Below are 18,463 nucleotides of genomic sequence, written 5' to 3' on the forward strand. Positions count from 1 at the left end.
TTTTTTTATTGCGCCAAAACATCTGTAACTTGTTCCATATTTTCAGAGATCCATTGCACCGCTTCATCTAGCGTTGGAAATTCTGTCGTTTGAAACGTTACCTCATCTTGAAGTAACCAAACATCTTTCACTTCTTGTCCTACACCTGCAATGGACCAGTGCAACAAGCTATAAGGATGATTATCATTCAAAAATGATGCCCACGTGCGCTCATTTACAATATTTCGTAATGTATGTAATTGTTTATCCATCTTTCGTCACCTTACTCTAGTCAGTTATAAAAAACATTATAACACTCTCTTCTACATCAAACAAAGTGCTCTTTTTATCCCGCTATTTGCGGGCAGTAAGACTCCCACCTCAAAATTTGGCTGAGGCAAAGAAGTTAGGCACTGCCCGTAAACGCCCGATTGGCGTGGGCTAATAATCAGCGGGGGATGAACAAAACCCCCACTGATTAAAGTTTCACTTTATATTGCCAAGTACTTCCCTTGATTATATGATGAAATTAAGCGTTTGGGAAGGAGGGATAACATTGACAAAAGTACAAATTAAAGTAAATGATAATGGCTCTTTTCGCGTTACAGGGGACGTGGAACTAGTTGACTCACAAGGGAATGTATTTCCTGCAAAACCGGCATTTTCTTTATGTCGTTGTGGTTTATCGAAAAATATGCCTTATTGCGATGCTTCGCATAAAGGTAAATTCGAATCTGTTGTTAGAGCACCAGCGGCAGAATAGTTTTGTACGTAACATGCACATTTTTTTGTGCATGTTTTTTCTTTCTATTAACACCGCATACTTACAACATTTCTACTGATTTTATCTCCATTCCTATTACATCTATTTTCACACAATTCTTCACATTCGAATATTTTTTACTAGCCTTTTTCCTTTTTTGTGCTATAATTTGAGCAAACAACATCCTTCGGGGTCGGGTGAAATTCCCAACCGGCGGTGATGAAGCCAACGCTTCTAAGTCCGTGACCCGTTTTCAACTCGAAAACGGTGGATCTAGTGAAAATCTAGGGCCGACAGTATAGTCTGGATGGGAGAAGGATATGTTTTCTAGTAATTTTATATAGCGAATACACTTTTATTTCAGCATGCATATTTTTAAAGATTCAATTTGAGTCTCTATATATGTTTTATTTTATATGCTTTTGTTTCTATGCTGAAATAAAAAGATGCGACTAGCGTTTGAAAAACTCGATATTTTGCTAGGTTTTTTCCTTATGCAAAAATATCAGTCATCGTTAGGTTTCTTTCCTATACTTTCGTATTCGAACTATATTTCTAGAAATCACGTCTCCCAAACCCCAAGGATTTTATATCCTTGGGGTTTTTTGATTTTTTCAGGAGAGGTGAAGAGAATGACAGATCAAGAATATATGAGGATTGCCTTGCAGTTAGCACAAGGGACATCAGGACAAACGAGTCCAAATCCTATGGTTGGTGCTGTTGTTGTAAAAGATGGAAACATCGTCGGTATGGGCGCTCATTTACGTGCTGGTAAAGAACACGCAGAAGTTCATGCCCTTCAAATGGCTGGTGAGAATGCAAAAAACGCTACCGTTTATGTAACACTTGAACCGTGTAGCCACTTTGGAAAAACACCACCTTGCTGTGAATTGCTCATCGAAAAGGAAGTTAAGCGCGTTGTCATTGCTACCCTTGATTGTAACCCGCTCGTTTCTGGTAATGGAAAAAGGAGATTAGAAGAAGCTGGAATCGAAGTAACTACCGGTGTTCTTGAAGCGGAAGCAGTTTTACTAAATCGCTACTTTTTTCACTACATGAAAACGAAACGCCCATTTGTAACAATAAAAACAGCAATGAGCTTAGATGGAAAAACAGCAACTGTAACTGGTGAAAGCAAATGGATTACAGGTGAAAAAGCACGAGCTGATGTTCACCAGTATCGCCATACTCATGATGCGATTCTTGTAGGGGTGAATACAGTTATAGCTGATAATCCCCATTTAACAACAAGAATTCCTAACGGGGGTAAACATCCTATACGCGTTATTTTAGATACCCATTTACGAACGCCACCATCTTCCCATGTCATGACAGATGGTTTAGCACCGACATGGATTATTGTCGGTAAGGATGTAAATAAAGAGAAAATAGCTTCTTATGAATCTGAAAATATAGCTATATTCCAAATGAAAACGAAACAAATTGAAATCCAAGATGTCTTATACCTACTCGGCGAGAAACAGATACTTTCTCTGTTCGTCGAAGGTGGTCAAACAGTACATGCAAGTTTCCTACAATCAAACAATTTCAATGAAATTGTAACGTATATAAGCCCGAAATTAATTGGCGGGAAAGATGCTCCTACTTTATTTGGAGGAAATGGTTTTTCAAAATTACAAGATGCACTTCCCTTGAAAATTCAAGAGATGAAACAAATTGGCGATGATATAAAAATTGTTGCGAATGCTCAAAGTGAGGTGACGAAATGTTTACAGGAATTGTAGAAGAATTAGGAACGATAACAAACATGCAACAAAGCGGAGAAGCGATGAAGTTAACGATCCATGCAAACAAAATTTTATCAGATGTGAAGTTAGGCGATAGTATCGCGGTTAACGGTATTTGTTTAACCGTAACGAGTTTTACACCTACTTCCTTTACAGTTGATGCAATGCCTGAAACGATGAAATCAACATCACTTCGCCTACTTAAATCACACTCTAAAGTAAATTTAGAGCGGGCCATGGCTGCAAATGGACGATTCGGTGGACATTTCGTTTCAGGACATATTGATGGCATCGGAACGATTTTAACTAAAAAACAACACTACAATGCCGTCTATTATAAAATAGCAATTTCTGATGAATTACTACGCTATTGTTTGCATAAAGGATCCGTTGCTGTCGATGGAACGAGTTTAACGATATTTGATATAGACGATTCTTCTATTACCATTTCACTCATCCCGCACACAGTAAGCGAATCTGTTATCGGGGACAAGAATGCTGGAGATATCGTAAACATTGAGTGTGACATGATTGGTAAATATATCGAACGCTTCATTACTAAACCTGTAAAAAGAACAGGCTCAATGACCGAAAGCTTTTTACAAGAAAACGGATTTCTATAAGGGGGAAGTATAATGTTTCATCGTATTGAAGAAGCTCTAGAAGATTTAAAACAAGGAAAAGTCGTTATCGTATGTGATGATGAAAATCGAGAAAATGAAGGCGATTTTATTGCTTTAGCAGAGCATATTACACCAGAAACAATTAATTTTATGATTACACATGGTCGTGGTCTCGTTTGTGTGCCGATTACAGAACAATACGCAGAACGTCTACAATTAGAACCAATGGTATCTCATAATACAGATTCGCATCATACTGCGTTTACAGTGAGCATTGATCATGTTTCTACAACAACAGGGATTAGCGCTCACGAACGTGCAACTACGATACAAGAATTGTTAAACCCGGCATCAAAAGGTGCTGATTTCAATCGTCCTGGACATATCTTTCCATTAATCGCGAAAGAAGGCGGTGTCCTTCGCCGCGCGGGTCATACAGAAGCTGCTGTCGATTTAGCAAAGCTTTGCGGAGCAGAACCAGCTGGGGTCATTTGCGAGATTATAAATGAAGACGGCACGATGGCACGTGTACCTGATTTAATAGAGTGCGCAAAACAATTTGATATAAAAATGATTACAATAGAAGATTTAATCGCTTATCGCCGCCATCATGAAACACTTGTGACAAGAGAAGTTGAAATTACTTTACCTACAGATTTCGGTACATTCCATGCAATTGGCTATTCTAACTCATTGGATACGAAAGAACATATCGCGCTCGTAAAAGGTGATATTTCAACAGGCGAACCTGTACTCGTGCGCGTTCATTCCGAATGCTTAACAGGAGATGTATTTGGTTCGTGTCGCTGTGATTGCGGGCCACAGCTTCATGCTGCACTTTCTCAAATTGAAAGTGAAGGAAAAGGTGTTCTTCTCTATATGAGGCAAGAAGGACGAGGCATTGGCCTTCTTAATAAGCTTCGTGCTTATAAATTACAAGAAGAAGGCTTTGATACTGTAGAAGCAAATGAAAAGCTCGGATTCCCAGCTGATCTTCGTGATTACGGTATTGGCGCTCAAATTTTAAAAGATTTAGGCTTACAAAGTTTACGATTATTAACGAATAATCCACGAAAAATTGCTGGCTTACAAGGTTACGACTTAGAAGTAGTCGAGCGTGTACCATTGCAAATGCCAACAAAAGAAGAGAATAAAACATATTTACAAACGAAAGTAAACAAATTAGGACATTTATTAAATTTATAATTAAAGGAGAGATTTATTATGGTATTCGAAGGTCATTTAGTTGGTACAGGATTAAAAGTTGGGGTTGTTGTTGGACGTTTTAATGAGTTTATTACAAGCAAGTTACTTGGCGGAGCTTTAGATGGATTAAAGCGTCACGGTGTAGAAGAAAATGATATCGATGTTGCTTGGGTTCCAGGTGCATTTGAAATTCCTTTAATCGCAAAAAAAATGGCGAATAGCGGAAAGTATGATGCCGTTATTACATTAGGTACAGTAATTCGAGGTGCTACAACGCATTACGATTACGTTTGTAATGAAGTAGCAAAAGGTGTTGCATCTTTATCACTACAAACAGACATCCCAGTTATTTTCGGTGTATTAACAACAGAAACAATCGAGCAAGCAATTGAACGCGCGGGTACAAAAGCTGGTAATAAAGGCTATGAATCGGCAGTTGCTGCCATTGAAATGGCTCACTTATCAAAACAATGGGCGTAATAAAAAAAGAGGCCACGGCCTCTTTTTTATTTTTCCACCTTTTTCCGTAAATCTTTTATTAATTCATCCATCGTTTTTCCTTCTGTTTGTATACGAAGAGTTTGCGCTGTTCTCCATACATTCTCTCTTTTTTTTGCTTCTTCTATAATAGTAATTTCTTTTCGTACTTCTTTTAAATCTTTCCCTTCCGTTTTCAAGCCAAAATGTTCAGCTTTCGTTCGAAAATGTTGTTCAATTCTTTGTTGCATTTCTTTTTGTTCAGGATTTTTGGCGGCCTTAACTGGATCAGCACTTATTGCTTTTATTAAAATTAGACAAATCATAATCGCTAATATGTATTTATGCATGTAAAATCCTCCAACCCAATATAAATTACATATTTACTATGTACAACTAGGGCTTGGAAAATTCGTCCACAAAAATTCTTTTTTTCGCTCAAAAACCAATGGTATCAAGTGTTAATGGCTTGTTATTACATTTTATTTACAAAAAAGCAAACCCTTTAAAGAGTTTGCTTTTCATCTATTTTATAACGCACATTCCTCAATCTCGAATCCTAAATCTTCAATCATACCCCAGTCTGCAGTCGGCTCCTGTCCAGCTGTCGTTAAGTAATCGCCAACAAAGATAGAGTTTGCTGCGAATAAACCGAGCGGCTGTACAGAACGTAAATTAATTTCGCGTCCTCCTGAAATACGAATTTCTTTTGTTGGGTTTACAAAACGCATCATCGCCAGCACTTTTAAACATTCTACAGGTGTTAACTCTTTTTGTCCTTCAAGCGGTGTACCCTTTACAGCAACAAGGAAATTACAAGGAATAGAATCTGCATCTATACGTTGTAATTCAAATGCAATTTCAGCACGCTCTTCAATTGTTTCTCCCATTCCAAAAATCGCTCCTGAGCATGGTGAAATACCAGCTTGTTTCGCTTTTTGAACTGTATCAACACGATCGTCATACGTATGAGTTGAGCAAATGCTCTCGTAATTGTTTTCATGTGTATTTAAGTTGTGATTATAACGATGCACACCAGCTTCTGCTAAACGCCCTGCTTGATCTTCGTTTAAAAAACCTAAACAACAACAAATCTTCAAATCTGTCGTTTCACGAATCTCCTTCACTGCTCCAATTACGTGATTAACTTCTTTATCCGTCGGACGACGTCCAGATGCTACAATACAATATGTACCCGCTTTACGGCGAATTGCTTCGTGTGCTCCTTCTACAATTTTTTCCTGCGTTAACCATGCATATTTATCAATTGGCGCTTCAGAAATAATAGACTGTGAACAATACCCGCAATCTTCAGGACATAAGCCAGATTTCGTATTAATAATCATGTTCAACTTGATCTTCTTACCAAAATGATGATGGCGAATGATGTAGGCCGCATTCATAATTTCTAAAACCTCTGTATCGTCAGCTTCTAATATTGCTATTGCATCCTCTTTCGTAATCATTTTTTCTTCTACTACGTCGTATGCAAGTTTTTTCCAATCCCTTTTTGTTTGTACTTGTTTCATTTCATCTCTTCCCCTCTTTTGTTATATGCACAAATAAAGCATGATACGTTGCCATTATCCCTTCATTTCCCGTGAAGTCTCTTTCGTATATACGAAGCATTGCACGAAAGAGTGAGGGACTTTGACAATATGATCCTTCATTACTATTAGTCGCTCCTACTTTTCGAATAGAATGTAGAAATTCCTTAACTTCTGTAAAACTCTCTATGTAACATGTTTCAGAAACATGTACATCCCCTGTTTCTATCTCGCATATATGAAGCAACTGATCTTTCGAATAAAAACGTTGACCAATCGCTGTTTCATTTCTTATATTTTTTTCTTCTTTCGCCCGACGGAACGAAGTGTGAAGCTCTTGAAAAGTTTCTTGTCCAAACGTTGAAAAGAGTAATATGCCATCTATAGACAAATGATGAAATAAATTTCTTATCACTTGTTTTACATTATTAAGCCATTGAAATGTGGCATTTGAAATTATGACATCATATGATTCTTCTAATTTTAATTGTTCAATATCTTCACATCGAAACATCACATTCCCCACATTATGTCTAGTTTTCGCGACTGCAATCATCTCATCAGCAAAATCCACAGCTGTAATATGTGCTTGCGGAAATAAATTCGATAATTGCTCTGTGACATACCCTGTCCCGCATCCAAGTTCTAAAATACGTATTGATGATGTTTCACTATATCGCCGATTCAATGTAGAAAGTAACGAATGTGCCATCTTTTTTTGTACGTTTGCATATTGATCGTAAGATACGGCCGCCCCGTTAAACCGTTTTTGCAGTAACGTTTTGTTAATCATGTCGTATCCCCTCTACAAATTGGATAATTTCATTCGCGCAATATTCGAAATTCGTTACACATAATGCATGACCAGCCTCGCTTACTACTTTTAGCGTAGCATTCGTATTCTCTGCCATACTATGAGCTGCGGATAATGGACATATCACATCCTGTTCTCCATGAAGAAGTAACAACGGGACTTTGACATCTGTTAATTCGTTTCTCATATCTGTTTCTATTAAATAGTCTAAGCCTAATTGTAATGACTGAATCGAGTCTCCTTTAAAATTCAGCGCAATCTCTTCAAAACTCGTATTCTCCTTCAGCTCATTTTTTGTAAACATATTCTCATAGAAACGCTTCAAAGTATCTTCTTTCTTTCTCGTTAAATTCTTTTTCATACGTTCTACATGCAAGGAATTCCATCCACTTGTATAATCACTTGTATTGGTAAATTTAGCGGTAGCACCGATTAGTACGATACCTTTTGCCTTAATCTTTTTATAAGCTTGTACTGCTGCTAACGCTCCTAGCGACCATCCAACTAAAATTACATTTTCATCATGCGCTACCTCTATTATTCGTCCCGCAAATTCACTTTTCTCTTTCACGTTACGCCAATCTATGCATTGAACAGAATATCCTTTAAAATACGGCAGAACTAAAGTCCAAACACCTTCTTCCATTCCCCACCCAGGAATAAAAATAATCTTTAGCTCTTTCATACGAAAAACCCCTCTTCTTTACCAATGCGTATAATATGCTGGATAGCCCATTTCAAATCAGCTATTGTATGTTGTGACGTAACTGCAAAGCGAATTCGGGAACTCCCCACTGGAACAGTTGGCGGACGAATTGCAATGGCTGCGATACCTACCTCTTGTAATCTTTCACTAAACCGTAAAGCATTTTCATTTGAACCGACTACAATCGGTACAATATGAGTTGAGCTATTCCCAATGTCAAAACCAGCTTCTTGTAAATGCGTTCTGAAATATGCACCATTCGCTATAAGATTCTCTCTTCTTTCTTTATCTTCTTTTACAATCTCAATTGCTTTTTGCACTGCTCCTAATGTTCCTGGTGGTAAAGCTGTAGTAAAAATAAAGCTTCTCATCATATTTTGTAAGTACTCTATATAAATTGTATCACCTGTTAAATACGCACCATAACACCCTAAAGCCTTACTAAACGTCCCCATATGTATATCAATTTTTTGAGCAATATCCTTTTCTATATGAGATAATCCAGCTCCGCCGATTCCATATATTCCACTCGCATGCGCTTCATCAACTATAATAATCGCCCCGTATTTCTCTTTAAGCTGCACTAATCCTCTCAAGTATGCAGTATCACCATCCATACTAAAAACAGTATCTGTTACGATTAATTTCCTCTTTTCAGGTGACGCTATTTTCAACATCTTTTCTAAATAATCCAAATCATTATGACGATATCTTTTATGCTCTGCTCCGCTTAATATAATTCCATCAACGATACTTGCGTGATTTAATTTGTCACTAAAAACAATATCATGGCGACCAACTAATGAAGAAATCGCCCCAACATTCGCGGTATATCCACTATTTACAATTAAGGCTTTTTCAGTGCCTTTCCAATCGCATATACTTCTCTCAACCTCTTCATACAGCGGATAATTCCCTACAACAAGACGAGATGCTGTCGCTCCAGTTCCATATTTTCTCGTGCAGGCAATAGCAGCTTCTTTCAGCCTTTCATCTCCAGCTAACCCTAAATAATTATTTGACGCTAAATTTAGCATCCTTTTCTGATTTCGAATAAGCCATGTCTCTTCTGATCGCTCTGTTACATACAAATTGCGATACTGCTCTTGCTCATGTAATTGTTGTAATTTAGATTGAAGATGTGTGCGCCACATTTGATTCATTTTGAATGAACTCCTCTAATTTCGAGATCATAATATGTTCTTTTGCAGATTCTACTACTTCTTCCCGAGTAAATTCATCTGTAAAGAATGGTAATAAACCTAAAACCGGTACTCCGCTTAACTCTTCAATCATCTCTTTATTCTCTTGTACTCTTTCCATTTCAGACTCTTTACAACCAGATAAAATTACACCTGCTACTTTTAAACCATGCGCTTTTGCATAAGAAATTGTTAAAACAGTATGATTAACTGTCCCTAGCGTAGGACGTGCTACTACAATAAGAGGAAGCTGTAATTCTATTGCAAAATCAATTACTAGAGCATCTTCTGTATATGGGACTGCAAGCCCACCAGCCCCTTCTACAAATAGGCTATTAAACTCTTTTAATAGTTCATTGTAGTGCTCAGTAATTTCTTTTAACGTTACTGTCCTTCCAGCTCTTTGCATAGCAAGTCTCGGAGCAAGTGGTTCTTCAATAGAATACGGACAAATTTCTTCTTCTCTTGTCGATACACCCGATAAGGCTTTTAACCTTGCTGCATCTCCCTCTGCGTTTGATGCAGCATGTCCACTTTGCAACGGTTTATATACCCCTACGTTATATCCCAATTCTCTAAATACACCTGCTAACGCACCAGCAACCACAGTTTTTCCAACTTCAGTATCTGTTGCTGTTATAAAGAAACCACTCATTACTCTCCCTCCGTAACATCCGAGATTGATTTATATAAAATGCGTAACATCTCATCAATTTCAGCAATTGTAGATGCAAGAGGAGGCATAAATACAATGGTGTTACCAAGCGGACGTAAAATCATACCTAACTCTCTTGAACGTTTACACACTTGAACACCGACTCTTTCTGTCCATTCAAACGATTCTTTCGTTTCCTTATTTTTCACAAGTTCAATGCCAATCATTAACCCGCACTGACGAATATCTCCCACGTGCTTATATTCATTAAGCGCTTCTAATTGCTCTGCTACATATTCTGTTTTATGCGCAACAGCTTCTATTAATTTAGTTTTTTCATATAGTTCTAAATTCGCAATTGCTACGGCACACCCTAACGGATTACCTGTGTAACTATGCCCATGGAAAAATGTTTTTTGTTCTTCATAGTCTCCTAAGAAGGCATTATATATTTCGTCTGTCGTTATTGTAACTGCAATTGGTAAATATCCACCTGTTAAACCTTTCCCAGCCGTTAAAATGTCTGGCGTCACATTTTCATGTTCACATGCAAACATTTTCCCGGTACGCCCAAATCCAGTCGCTACTTCGTCTGTAATAAATAATACATTGTATTTTGTACATAAATCGCGAAGCCCTTTTAAGTATCCTTTTGGCATTGTAATCATCCCGCCAGCACCTTGCATTAATGGCTCCACAATGATAGCTGCTACTTCTTCATGTTTTTCTTTCAACAACTCTTCCATTTCTTCTAAATGTTTTTTTACAATTTGCTCCTTATTGTTTCCGTAAGGAGAACGATATGTATATGGATACGGCATTTTAATTGCCTCAAATAATAGTGAACTATACACTTGGTGAAACAAGTCTATCGCTCCTACTGAAACCGCTCCAATTGTATCGCCGTGATACGCTTCTTTTAATGTAACAAATCTTTGTTTTCTCGGTTTCCCTTTGTGCTGCCAATATTGAAAAGCCATCTTAATTGCAATTTCAACAGCTGTTGAACCAGAATCTGAATAGAATACTTTCTTCAAACCTTCTGGTACAACATCAATTATTTTTTCTGCTAATAAAATAGATGGAACGTTAGCAAGTCCTAGCATAGTAGAATGAGCGATTTTATTTAATTGCTCACGAATTGCCTCATCTAGTTCTGGTACTTGGTGCCCATGAACATTTAACCAAATAGATGAGACACCGTCCCAATATTCATTTCCATTTACATCGTATAGCTTTCTTCCCTCTCCACGTTCAATAATGACAGGATCTTCTTCTAAATAATCTTTCATTTGTGTGAATGGGTGCCATACATAAGCTTTATTTTTCTCAGATAATTCTTCATATGTATAAGACGATTTTTCAGTCGTTTTACTATTAACAGTCACAATTGTCACCCCTAATGTTAACTTGTTTATAAATATAGTTAACATTAAAATTAAAAGACTGTCAATTATTTTTAAATCAAATAGTTCTTAAAAAAGAACAACTTATCATACGATAAGTTGTTCTACTTTCCATGTTGTATCTTTCCAATTTCTAAAATAATCTCTTCATCTTTTTTTCCTTCTGTATCAATTCCAAGTTGCTTCGCATGTTCAATTAATAAATCATGGCGCTGCTCAAATCTTGCAGTATTTACTTCTTTCGTAATCTCTTCTTTTGTTTTTCCCTCAGTAGAAACTCCTAGTTTCGTAGCTGCTTTTTCCATCGACTTCTTCTCTTCAGTTTCTTTCACTTTCTTCACTTCTGACTGCTGCATTTGTTTTTGTTTCGACTGCTCTGATTCAGCTGCAAAAGCTGTGTAAATTCCAGCACTTCCGCCAACGACTAGTAAGGTGGTAAAAAGAATTATTTTTTTCTTCACTCTTTCCTCCCCTTTCAAATTCATTATAACGCACAATTTTAGAACATTAAAAACATTTCTCCTTTATTTACCTAAAAAATTATTGAATGTTTTTATTGACATGTAAGATGAAAATATGATAAAAATTTAACTAACATCATATGAATCGGCGTTGATAGGATTTAGTAGTATTTCGATTTCTGATTTCAGAGAGCTGGTGGTCGGTGCGAACCAGTACAGAGCGAATTATGAATTACCCCCTGGAGCTTCTTTTACGAAACGTAAGGAGTAGTGAAAGACGGTTATAGACCGTTATGTCTAAAGAGTGGTGAAACGATACTGTTTCACAATTTAGGGTGGTACCGCGAATTTTTCGTCCCTGCATATATTGCAGGGGCGTTTTTATTTTATTAGCGCATATCATATGACCCTTTATTTTGTGATACATTCATTTTACAAGCTAGGGTGGTACCGCGATTTCTTCGTCCCTGCATAATTATATGCAGGGGCGTTTTTTTATCCAATCATTTCCGTATCATATTGAGATATTGACAATTACCGGTAATTTGTCACAAGATTCTAAATTTTAGAAGGAAATAAACAGTATTGGCGAATTTTATATAAAAAAGTCTATTTTCGATCAATTAGGAGGGAAAAACAATGGTTTCAAAAATTGAATCTGTTCTTTTAACATTTTTTATCTTTTTCTGCATTGGCTTTAGTGTTATTCAATTAGAAGTTTCACCGCATATCCCAATTTTATTTGGTATTGTTCTTTTATTAGCATTTGGATTTATGAAAAAAATCTCTTGGTCTACTATGGAAAAAGGAATGATCAGTAGTATTTCAGCTGGTATTCCATCTATATTTATTTTCTTACTTGTAGGAGTATTAATTAGTGTTTGGATCGCAGCTGGAACAATTCCAACTTTAATGGTATACGGATTCCAACTTGTATCTCCAAAAATTTTCGTTCCTACCGTTTTTGTTGTTTGTGCGATTGTTGGAACAAGTATCGGTAGTGCATTTACAACTGCTGCAACTGTAGGACTTGCCTTTATGGGAATGGGCACTGCCCTTGGATACGACCCAGCTCTTATCGCTGGCGCAATTATTTCTGGTGCATTCTTTGGAGATAAAATGTCTCCTTTATCTGATACAACAAATTTAGCTCCAGCTGTAACGGGTGTAGATTTATTTGAACATATCCGTAACATGCTTTGGACGACAGTTCCAGCTTTCATTATTGCTTTTATTGCATATTTCATTTTAGGAAGCGGCACTGGAGGAGACGTTGATTTCACAAACTTTATTAGCACGTTAGAAAAAAACGCAACGATTTCTATCGTTACACTGATTCCAATTTTATTACTATTTTTATTCGCATTTAAAAAAGTTCCAGCAGTTCCAACATTACTTGCAGGAATCGTAGTAGGAATTATTATTCTCTTTATTTTTAAACCTAGCACTTCTTTAGCTGATTTAATGAAAATTATGCAAGACGGTTACGTTTCTAAAACTGGTATAAAAGATATTGATAGCTTATTATCTCGCGGCGGTTTACAAAGTATGATGATGTCAATTGCTCTTATTTTCCTAGCTCTTTGTATGGGAGGATTATTACAAGGAATGGGTATCATCACGCAGCTGATGAATATCATCTCTAGCTTCGTAAAAACTAGTACACGCCTTATTATTTCTACTGCATCAACTGCAATTGGTGTAAACTTCTTACTTGGTGAACAGTACTTATCCATCGTTTTAACTGGACAAGCATTCGCTAACAAGTACGATGAAGTCGGTTTAGAACGTCGTAATTTATCACGTGTACTAGAAGATGCAGGTACAGTTATTAACCCGCTCGTACCATGGGGAGTAAGTGGCGTATTCTTAACAAACGTCCTTAGCGTTCCAACACTCGATTATGTTCCATACGCAATCTTCTGCTTAGCTTGTCCAGTCTTAACAATTATTGTTGGTTTCACTGGGTTTGGTCTTTCATGGAAGAAAGAAAAAACAGTACCAGTTTCATAATATGCATACAAAAAAGGATTACCGATTACGGTAATCCTTTTTTGCGTGCAACACTTTACTATCTATTCGCTTTCTTCCTTCTAAATAACATAAGTACTCCTGCACCAACAAACGCCAGACCCGCTCCTATTGTAGAAGCAACACTTGCACCTGTTTTCGGTAGATCACGTTCCTCTTTATCTGCTTCTTTATTTTCACTTACAGTTGTTTCTTTTGTATTTTGATTGTCCGTCGTAGTTTGTCCATTTCCTGCGTTATTTCCATTATTACCTTCATCCGTTGGTGGTGTCGTTGGATTTCCTCCGTTATTGCCTTCACCTGTTGGTGGTGGCGTTGGATTTTCTCCGTTATTACCTCCATCTGTTGGTGGCGTTGTCGGATTCTCTCCACCAGTTTCCTTATCATCATTCTTCTTCGTTATATCAATTGCATATTTAGCAAATTCGTTTTCAGATGGTCCAACATATGATATTTTCCCATCCTTCTTTATATACTTTTGTGCATTTGGTGAAGAATCAAATGTTGTATTTAATTTATCTGCAACAATCGGTTTGAACGTCCAATTTTGATCAGCCGCTGGATCAATAACTGGCGTTTCTTGCATATACTTCACAATGATTTGACGTGTTTCATCTTGGGATTGGTAGACAACCTCCCCTTTACTTACACCAGGGAACGTTTGGCTACTCCCGCGATAGTTATTTGTCGCAACGATGAACTCTTGATTGTCAGCTACAGGCTTACCTTCATACGTCATATTTATAATACGATTCGTATTTGCATTTACAACTTTTCCATCTTTATCGTATTTCGCCGGTTGTGTCACATCAATCTCGTATTTTAAACCATCTAAAATATCAAAGTTATATGTAGGGTAGCCTATATTTACTAATGGCTGTTCTTCTGTTTTCTTTGGATCAATTTGATTAAATTGACCTGCAGACATTTCAAGCCATTCTTTCACTTGCGCTCCATTTACTTTCACAGCATATAATGTATTCGGATATACATATAAATCTGCAACGTTTTTAATCGCTAACGTTCCAGCTGGAATATCAGTATAATATGTAGCACCGTTTCGGCCACCTGCTTTAAATGGTGCTCCTGCAGATAAAACTGGAATTCCTTTATATTTACTATATTGTCCATTTTCCGCAAATAGCTTTTCTACATACCATTTCTGTGCATTTGTCACAAGTTGTACAGAAGGATCATCTTGTACTAATGAGAAATAACTATTAATTGGCGCTGTCGTTTTTCCTACAGCTGTATTCACATAATCAATTGTCGCTTGATGATCGTCTTTAATTTCATTCACTAATTTTTCATCAGATTGTACTAATGGGTTCCCTTTACTATCAGCAATCGGACGAAGTTGTGGCTTCGATTGCTCTTTTTGTACTTCCCATTTTCCGTTTACCTTTTTCAATTGCATATCAATAATACCTAAGTTACTTCCAAAGACACCAGGCATTACAACTGGAACCCCATTAAATACATCCTTCACTTCAGTATGTGAATGTCCCATTAATACTGCATCTACACCAGGCACTTCTGTTAAATAAAACGATGCGTTTTCCATCCCAACATTGTATCCACTCTTATCAACACCTGAATGAGCTAATGCAACGATAACGTCTGCACCTTCTTCTTTCATTTTCGGTACCATTTTCTTCGCTGTTTCAACAATATCTTTCGCTTTTACTTTTCCTTCTAAATTCGCTTTATCCCAGTTCATAACTTGAGGTGGAACAAATCCCATTACACCAATTTTCACCTTTTGCTTTTGACCCGCTTCATCTTCTACTTCTTTTTCAATAATATGATATGGTTTAAAGTAATTTTGGTCGTTCTCTTCATTATTATCATGATCATCTTTATAAACATTCGAGTTAATAACCGGGAATGTCGTTTTACTAATCACTTTGTTTAAATAGTCTAAACCATAGTTAAATTCATGATTCCCAAGAGAGATGACGTCATACTTCATTAAATTCATTAAACGATATAATGGATGTACATAACTAGAATCAACAGGATTCTTCGGATCATTGATTTTATTCGCCACATAATCCCCAAGCGGCGTCCCTTGTAATGCATCCCCATCATCAAATAGGACAGAGTTCTTCGCTTCTTCACGTGCTTTATTAACAAGTGTTGCTGTTTGCACGAGACCTACTTTATTATCTGTTTTCGTTTGATAATAATCGTAATTCATTAAGTTAACATGAATATCCGATGTTTCTAAAATTCGTAAGTTAACTGTACTCTCCCCAGATTGCTCCTCCGCATGAACTGTTGTTGGCAAGACTTGTGGCGCTATAACACCAATTGCAAGTGTTGCTCCAGCTATCATTTTTTTTGACTTTTTCACAAAAAATCCCCCTTATACAATTACCCCAAAATAATGAAATGAATCTCTATCAGTCCCTAATCACATACCTTTTTCTTCTATTAGAGCGATGATTTTCACCTTATCTGACATTATCATATATAATGTACTTTCATATCGTCAATATTTTTTGACATACTTCTACAAATTTTCTGTAAAGTTATTGTGAATTTTTCATAAATATATACTATGCCCTTACATTACTAATACTGCTGAATATGATACAATTACCAATTACAAGGAGGATGAATTTATGAAAAAAGTCATCTTAACAATTGTTTGTCTCCTCCTTCTAATCATTTCTTATTCTTATTTTGAAAAGAACGATGAGACAAAACAAAATGAACCCGAAGAAAAAACTGAAAAAACAGCTGCTCCAAGTTGGATTGATAAGCAAACAAACGACTCCTTTTATCACCTTGTTTTAGGTGATTCACTCGCTAAAGGATACGGATCAACACAAGGCGGATTTGCTGAATTAGCTTCTAGACAATTAGAAGGACAAATTCACAAACCAATTACGGTAGAAAACCTCGGTGTAAATGGTCTTACAACAGATCGTCTCGTTAAAAAAGTTCAATCAGAAGAGGTTCAACAAAAAATTAGAGCAGCAAATATCATTACAATTAATATTGGAGGAAATAATTTATTCCGTTTAAATCGTGATGTCGGTGTTATAGATGGTATTAAAATGTTAAATAAAGAAAAAGCTCTTTTTGAAGCGGATATAAAAAGTATTGTAAAGACAGTTCGAGATCAAAATCCGAATGCTTTACTCATTCTCTCCGAACTCTATAACCCGTTACAACTTGATGACTCCATCGCAAGTTATGCAGATATGTTTTTAGATGGCTGGAATGAATCCGTTTATTCCATTTCCAAAGCAAATCAACCGTCTATCGTTTTACCAATTCGCAAATTAATTTCGAATGATAAAAAAGAGTTACTATTTGACCAAGTACACCCAAATGATAACGGTTATACGATTATTGCCAATACACTTACAAAAAAAGTGTTGGCCTACAAATATTAAAGCGACCATGAAACAATTCTATTTTTATACCTTGTCTTTTTTGTTACAATGATAGTGGAAGGGGGCCTTTATATGGAATCACGCGAGTGGGAACGTATTGTTGATCATCTTCTTTCGCTAGTGCCTCTTTTTTATCGCAAATTTATGCTTCCTGGAGAATTTACTTCTCAAAGACATATGCCGCCATCACATACACAAGTATTACTGCTTTTGCATGAAAACGGCACATTAGCAGTTTCCGAAATTGGCAAGCGGCTAGCGATTTCAAGGCCTAACATGACACCTCTATTAAACAAACTTATTCAAGAAGAACTAATAGAGCGTCATTATAGCGAAAAAGATCGACGGGTCATTTTAATTTCCCTAACAGCTGAAGGGAAATTGTTAGTAAATCAGTATCAGCAATTCATTTTAGACAAACTAAAAGAAAATTTCCAAACATTATCTGAGGAAGAGCGTGAAAAGCTCATTCATTCTCTTCAAACCATTCAAAATTTAATTTTGAAAACAAACGCATAAAGCTGCTTCTAAATAGAAGCAGCTTTATGATTCGTAATAATTACCGTAGTATACATTTGAATATGGCCATGTCGTTAAATATGGTTTTTGTTCTTGCGTAGGCTGTTGCGGTGGTATTTGTGCTAATTGCTGCAAATGTTGCTGTCGATACCATTCGTATTGTCTACTCATATCATATACAGGATAATAATTTACATATGGATATACTTGAGGTACGTAATAATAATACATCCATTCTCTCCCCCTTTTTCTTAAACATATTCACAGGAGAAAATGAATGTGACATTCTTTATATTTGTACAAGTGGTTCTCTCACTCGTTTTTTTCTTTTCTTCAAACGTAACTTACGATTCTTTTCATATAAATAATGCACAATGAAATATGAAATTACCCCAAACACCACTCCTATTATCGTCATACCAATCAATACATACACTTCACTCTGTAATAAACTCTTTAGCATCGTGAAAATATGGCTAGAAAACAAATCTGATATCGTGAATGGTTCATGATGTATTTGCTTTACATGAAATGGATAAATCACTTTCCCTAACGCGTAAGCAAATGGAAATAAAAATACCGGGAGAAACGATATTTTCCCAATAATATTGCCAATAACTGCAGCTGGAAACGATCCTTTTGCTAATCGAACTATCGGATAAAATATTAAATATACGAGCGATGCTGTATAAATCACCAACATTTCTAAACCGAATCCAATAGCAAAACCTAACGATACTTTCTTGGCTCCTTCTGGCGATCGAAGCAACTTATAATATTGAAACTTTAATATTCGCCACATCCGGTGAAAAAACGAATATGTCTTCTTAGTTGTTTTCAAATTCATCATCTCTTTAACTATATTTTTAATGTCTAGTATGTCCCTACATAATATGAAAAACAAAATTAATTTTCTCTT

The 18,463-nt window shown here is 36.4% G+C and carries 20 protein-coding genes, 1 riboswitch and 1 other annotated feature; of the genes, 8 read left to right on the forward strand and 12 right to left on the reverse strand.

The genetic code is table 11. The features are described from left to right. Positions 1-5: 5 nt before the first annotated feature. Positions 6-251: a DUF2552 family protein gene (locus tag MR065_RS00950; RefSeq protein WP_242212174.1), complete on the reverse strand. Its 246-nt coding sequence runs from the start codon at positions 249-251 to the stop codon at positions 6-8. 248 nt (positions 252-499) lie between these two features. On the opposite strand from MR065_RS00950, the gene MR065_RS00955 reads away from it, so the two are divergent. From MR065_RS00955 to ribH, 5 genes are all read left to right on the forward strand, one after another. Continuing rightward, on the forward strand, positions 500-742 hold the full coding sequence (locus MR065_RS00955) for a CDGSH iron-sulfur domain-containing protein (RefSeq protein ID WP_242212309.1): 243 nt from the start codon (positions 500-502) through the stop codon (positions 740-742). Positions 743-921: 179 nt separating this feature from the next. Continuing rightward, positions 922-1,065: riboswitch (FMN riboswitch) on the forward strand. A 309-nt stretch (positions 1,066-1,374) separates the two neighbouring features. Further along, positions 1,375-2,487 carry a bifunctional diaminohydroxyphosphoribosylaminopyrimidine deaminase/5-amino-6-(5-phosphoribosylamino)uracil reductase RibD gene (ribD, locus tag MR065_RS00960; RefSeq protein ID WP_242212176.1) on the forward strand — a complete coding sequence of 371 codons (1,113 nt, stop codon included), beginning with the start codon at positions 1,375-1,377 and terminating at the stop codon, positions 2,485-2,487. Next, complete coding sequence (ribE, locus tag MR065_RS00965) at positions 2,469-3,113, forward strand: riboflavin synthase subunit alpha (protein ID WP_242212178.1); 645 nt, start codon at positions 2,469-2,471, stop codon at positions 3,111-3,113. Before ribD ends, ribE begins: the two co-directional genes overlap by 19 nt. A 12-nt stretch (positions 3,114-3,125) precedes the next feature. After that, positions 3,126-4,319, forward strand: coding sequence for a bifunctional 3,4-dihydroxy-2-butanone 4-phosphate synthase/GTP cyclohydrolase II (ribBA, locus tag MR065_RS00970; protein ID WP_242212179.1), 1,194 nt, complete (start codon positions 3,126-3,128; stop codon positions 4,317-4,319). A gap of 18 nt (positions 4,320-4,337) precedes the next feature. Beyond that, positions 4,338-4,799: a 6,7-dimethyl-8-ribityllumazine synthase gene (ribH, locus tag MR065_RS00975; RefSeq protein WP_000230892.1), complete on the forward strand. Its 462-nt coding sequence runs from the start codon at positions 4,338-4,340 to the stop codon at positions 4,797-4,799. Positions 4,800-4,825: 26 nt separating this feature from the next. Here ribH and MR065_RS00980 read toward each other — a convergent pair whose 3' ends face one another. From MR065_RS00980 to MR065_RS01015, 8 genes are all read right to left on the reverse strand, one after another. Next, on the reverse strand, positions 4,826-5,146 hold the full coding sequence (locus MR065_RS00980) for a hypothetical protein (protein ID WP_242212181.1): 321 nt from the start codon (positions 5,144-5,146) through the stop codon (positions 4,826-4,828). A 180-nt stretch (positions 5,147-5,326) separates the two neighbouring features. Continuing rightward, on the reverse strand, positions 5,327-6,325 hold the full coding sequence (gene bioB, locus MR065_RS00985) for a biotin synthase (RefSeq protein ID WP_000815851.1): 999 nt from the start codon (positions 6,323-6,325) through the stop codon (positions 5,327-5,329). 1 nt (position 6,326) lies between these two features. Continuing rightward, positions 6,327-7,136 carry a malonyl-ACP O-methyltransferase BioC gene (gene bioC, locus MR065_RS00990; protein WP_242212183.1) on the reverse strand — a complete coding sequence of 270 codons (810 nt, stop codon included), beginning with the start codon at positions 7,134-7,136 and terminating at the stop codon, positions 6,327-6,329. Next, on the reverse strand, positions 7,129-7,842 hold the full coding sequence (locus MR065_RS00995) for an alpha/beta fold hydrolase (protein ID WP_242212185.1): 714 nt from the start codon (positions 7,840-7,842) through the stop codon (positions 7,129-7,131). The genes bioC and MR065_RS00995 overlap by 8 nt, the downstream gene beginning before the upstream one ends. After that, the gene (bioF, locus tag MR065_RS01000) at positions 7,839-9,026 is read right to left on the reverse strand and encodes an 8-amino-7-oxononanoate synthase (protein ID WP_242212188.1); all 1,188 of its coding nucleotides are present in this window, start codon (positions 9,024-9,026) and stop codon (positions 7,839-7,841) included. Before bioF ends, MR065_RS00995 begins: the two co-directional genes overlap by 4 nt. Continuing rightward, a complete protein-coding gene (gene bioD, locus MR065_RS01005; protein WP_242212190.1) occupies positions 8,992-9,720 on the reverse strand; it encodes a dethiobiotin synthase in 729 nt (242 codons plus the stop codon). Before bioD ends, bioF begins: the two co-directional genes overlap by 35 nt. Next, the gene (gene bioA / locus MR065_RS01010; protein WP_242212192.1) at positions 9,720-11,153 is read right to left on the reverse strand and encodes an adenosylmethionine--8-amino-7-oxononanoate transaminase; all 1,434 of its coding nucleotides are present in this window, start codon (positions 11,151-11,153) and stop codon (positions 9,720-9,722) included. The genes bioD and bioA overlap by 1 nt, the downstream gene beginning before the upstream one ends. Positions 11,154-11,230: 77 nt before the next feature. Continuing rightward, entirely contained in the window at positions 11,231-11,587 is a 357-nt protein-coding gene (locus tag MR065_RS01015) for a hypothetical protein (RefSeq protein WP_242212196.1), read from the reverse strand. Between the two features lie 142 nt (positions 11,588-11,729). Continuing rightward, positions 11,730-11,950: a binding site (T-box leader), on the forward strand. 276 nt (positions 11,951-12,226) lie between these two features. On the opposite strand from MR065_RS01015, the gene nhaC reads away from it, so the two are divergent. Further along, positions 12,227-13,600, forward strand: a complete 1,374-nt coding sequence (gene nhaC, locus MR065_RS01020) for a Na+/H+ antiporter NhaC (RefSeq protein ID WP_242212198.1) — start codon at positions 12,227-12,229, stop codon at positions 13,598-13,600. 58 nt (positions 13,601-13,658) lie between these two features. Here nhaC and cpdB read toward each other — a convergent pair whose 3' ends face one another. Beyond that, positions 13,659-15,974 (reverse strand): bifunctional 2',3'-cyclic-nucleotide 2'-phosphodiesterase/3'-nucleotidase, encoded by a 2,316-nt coding sequence (gene cpdB / locus MR065_RS01025; protein WP_242212199.1) that lies wholly within the window; start codon positions 15,972-15,974, stop codon positions 13,659-13,661. A gap of 271 nt (positions 15,975-16,245) precedes the next feature. Here cpdB and MR065_RS01030 point away from each other — a divergent pair, with 271 nt between their 5' ends. Next, complete coding sequence (locus MR065_RS01030) at positions 16,246-17,025, forward strand: GDSL-type esterase/lipase family protein (protein ID WP_242212200.1); 780 nt, start codon at positions 16,246-16,248, stop codon at positions 17,023-17,025. A 72-nt stretch (positions 17,026-17,097) separates the two neighbouring features. Then, complete coding sequence (locus MR065_RS01035) at positions 17,098-17,544, forward strand: MarR family winged helix-turn-helix transcriptional regulator (protein ID WP_242212201.1); 447 nt, start codon at positions 17,098-17,100, stop codon at positions 17,542-17,544. A 24-nt stretch (positions 17,545-17,568) separates the two neighbouring features. Here MR065_RS01035 and MR065_RS01040 read toward each other — a convergent pair whose 3' ends face one another. Together MR065_RS01040 and MR065_RS01045 are read right to left on the reverse strand one after the other, a co-directional pair. Next, on the reverse strand, positions 17,569-17,775 hold the full coding sequence (locus MR065_RS01040) for a hypothetical protein (protein WP_242212202.1): 207 nt from the start codon (positions 17,773-17,775) through the stop codon (positions 17,569-17,571). A 58-nt stretch (positions 17,776-17,833) separates the two neighbouring features. Continuing rightward, complete coding sequence (locus tag MR065_RS01045) at positions 17,834-18,385, reverse strand: DUF2062 domain-containing protein (RefSeq protein ID WP_242212203.1); 552 nt, start codon at positions 18,383-18,385, stop codon at positions 17,834-17,836. Positions 18,386-18,463 lie beyond the last annotated feature (78 nt).

It is taken from the genome of Bacillus cereus group sp. BfR-BA-01383 (assembly GCF_022663495.1).
In the GTDB taxonomy this organism is placed as follows: Bacteria; Bacillota; Bacilli; order Bacillales; family Bacillaceae_G; genus Bacillus_A; species Bacillus_A cereus_AU.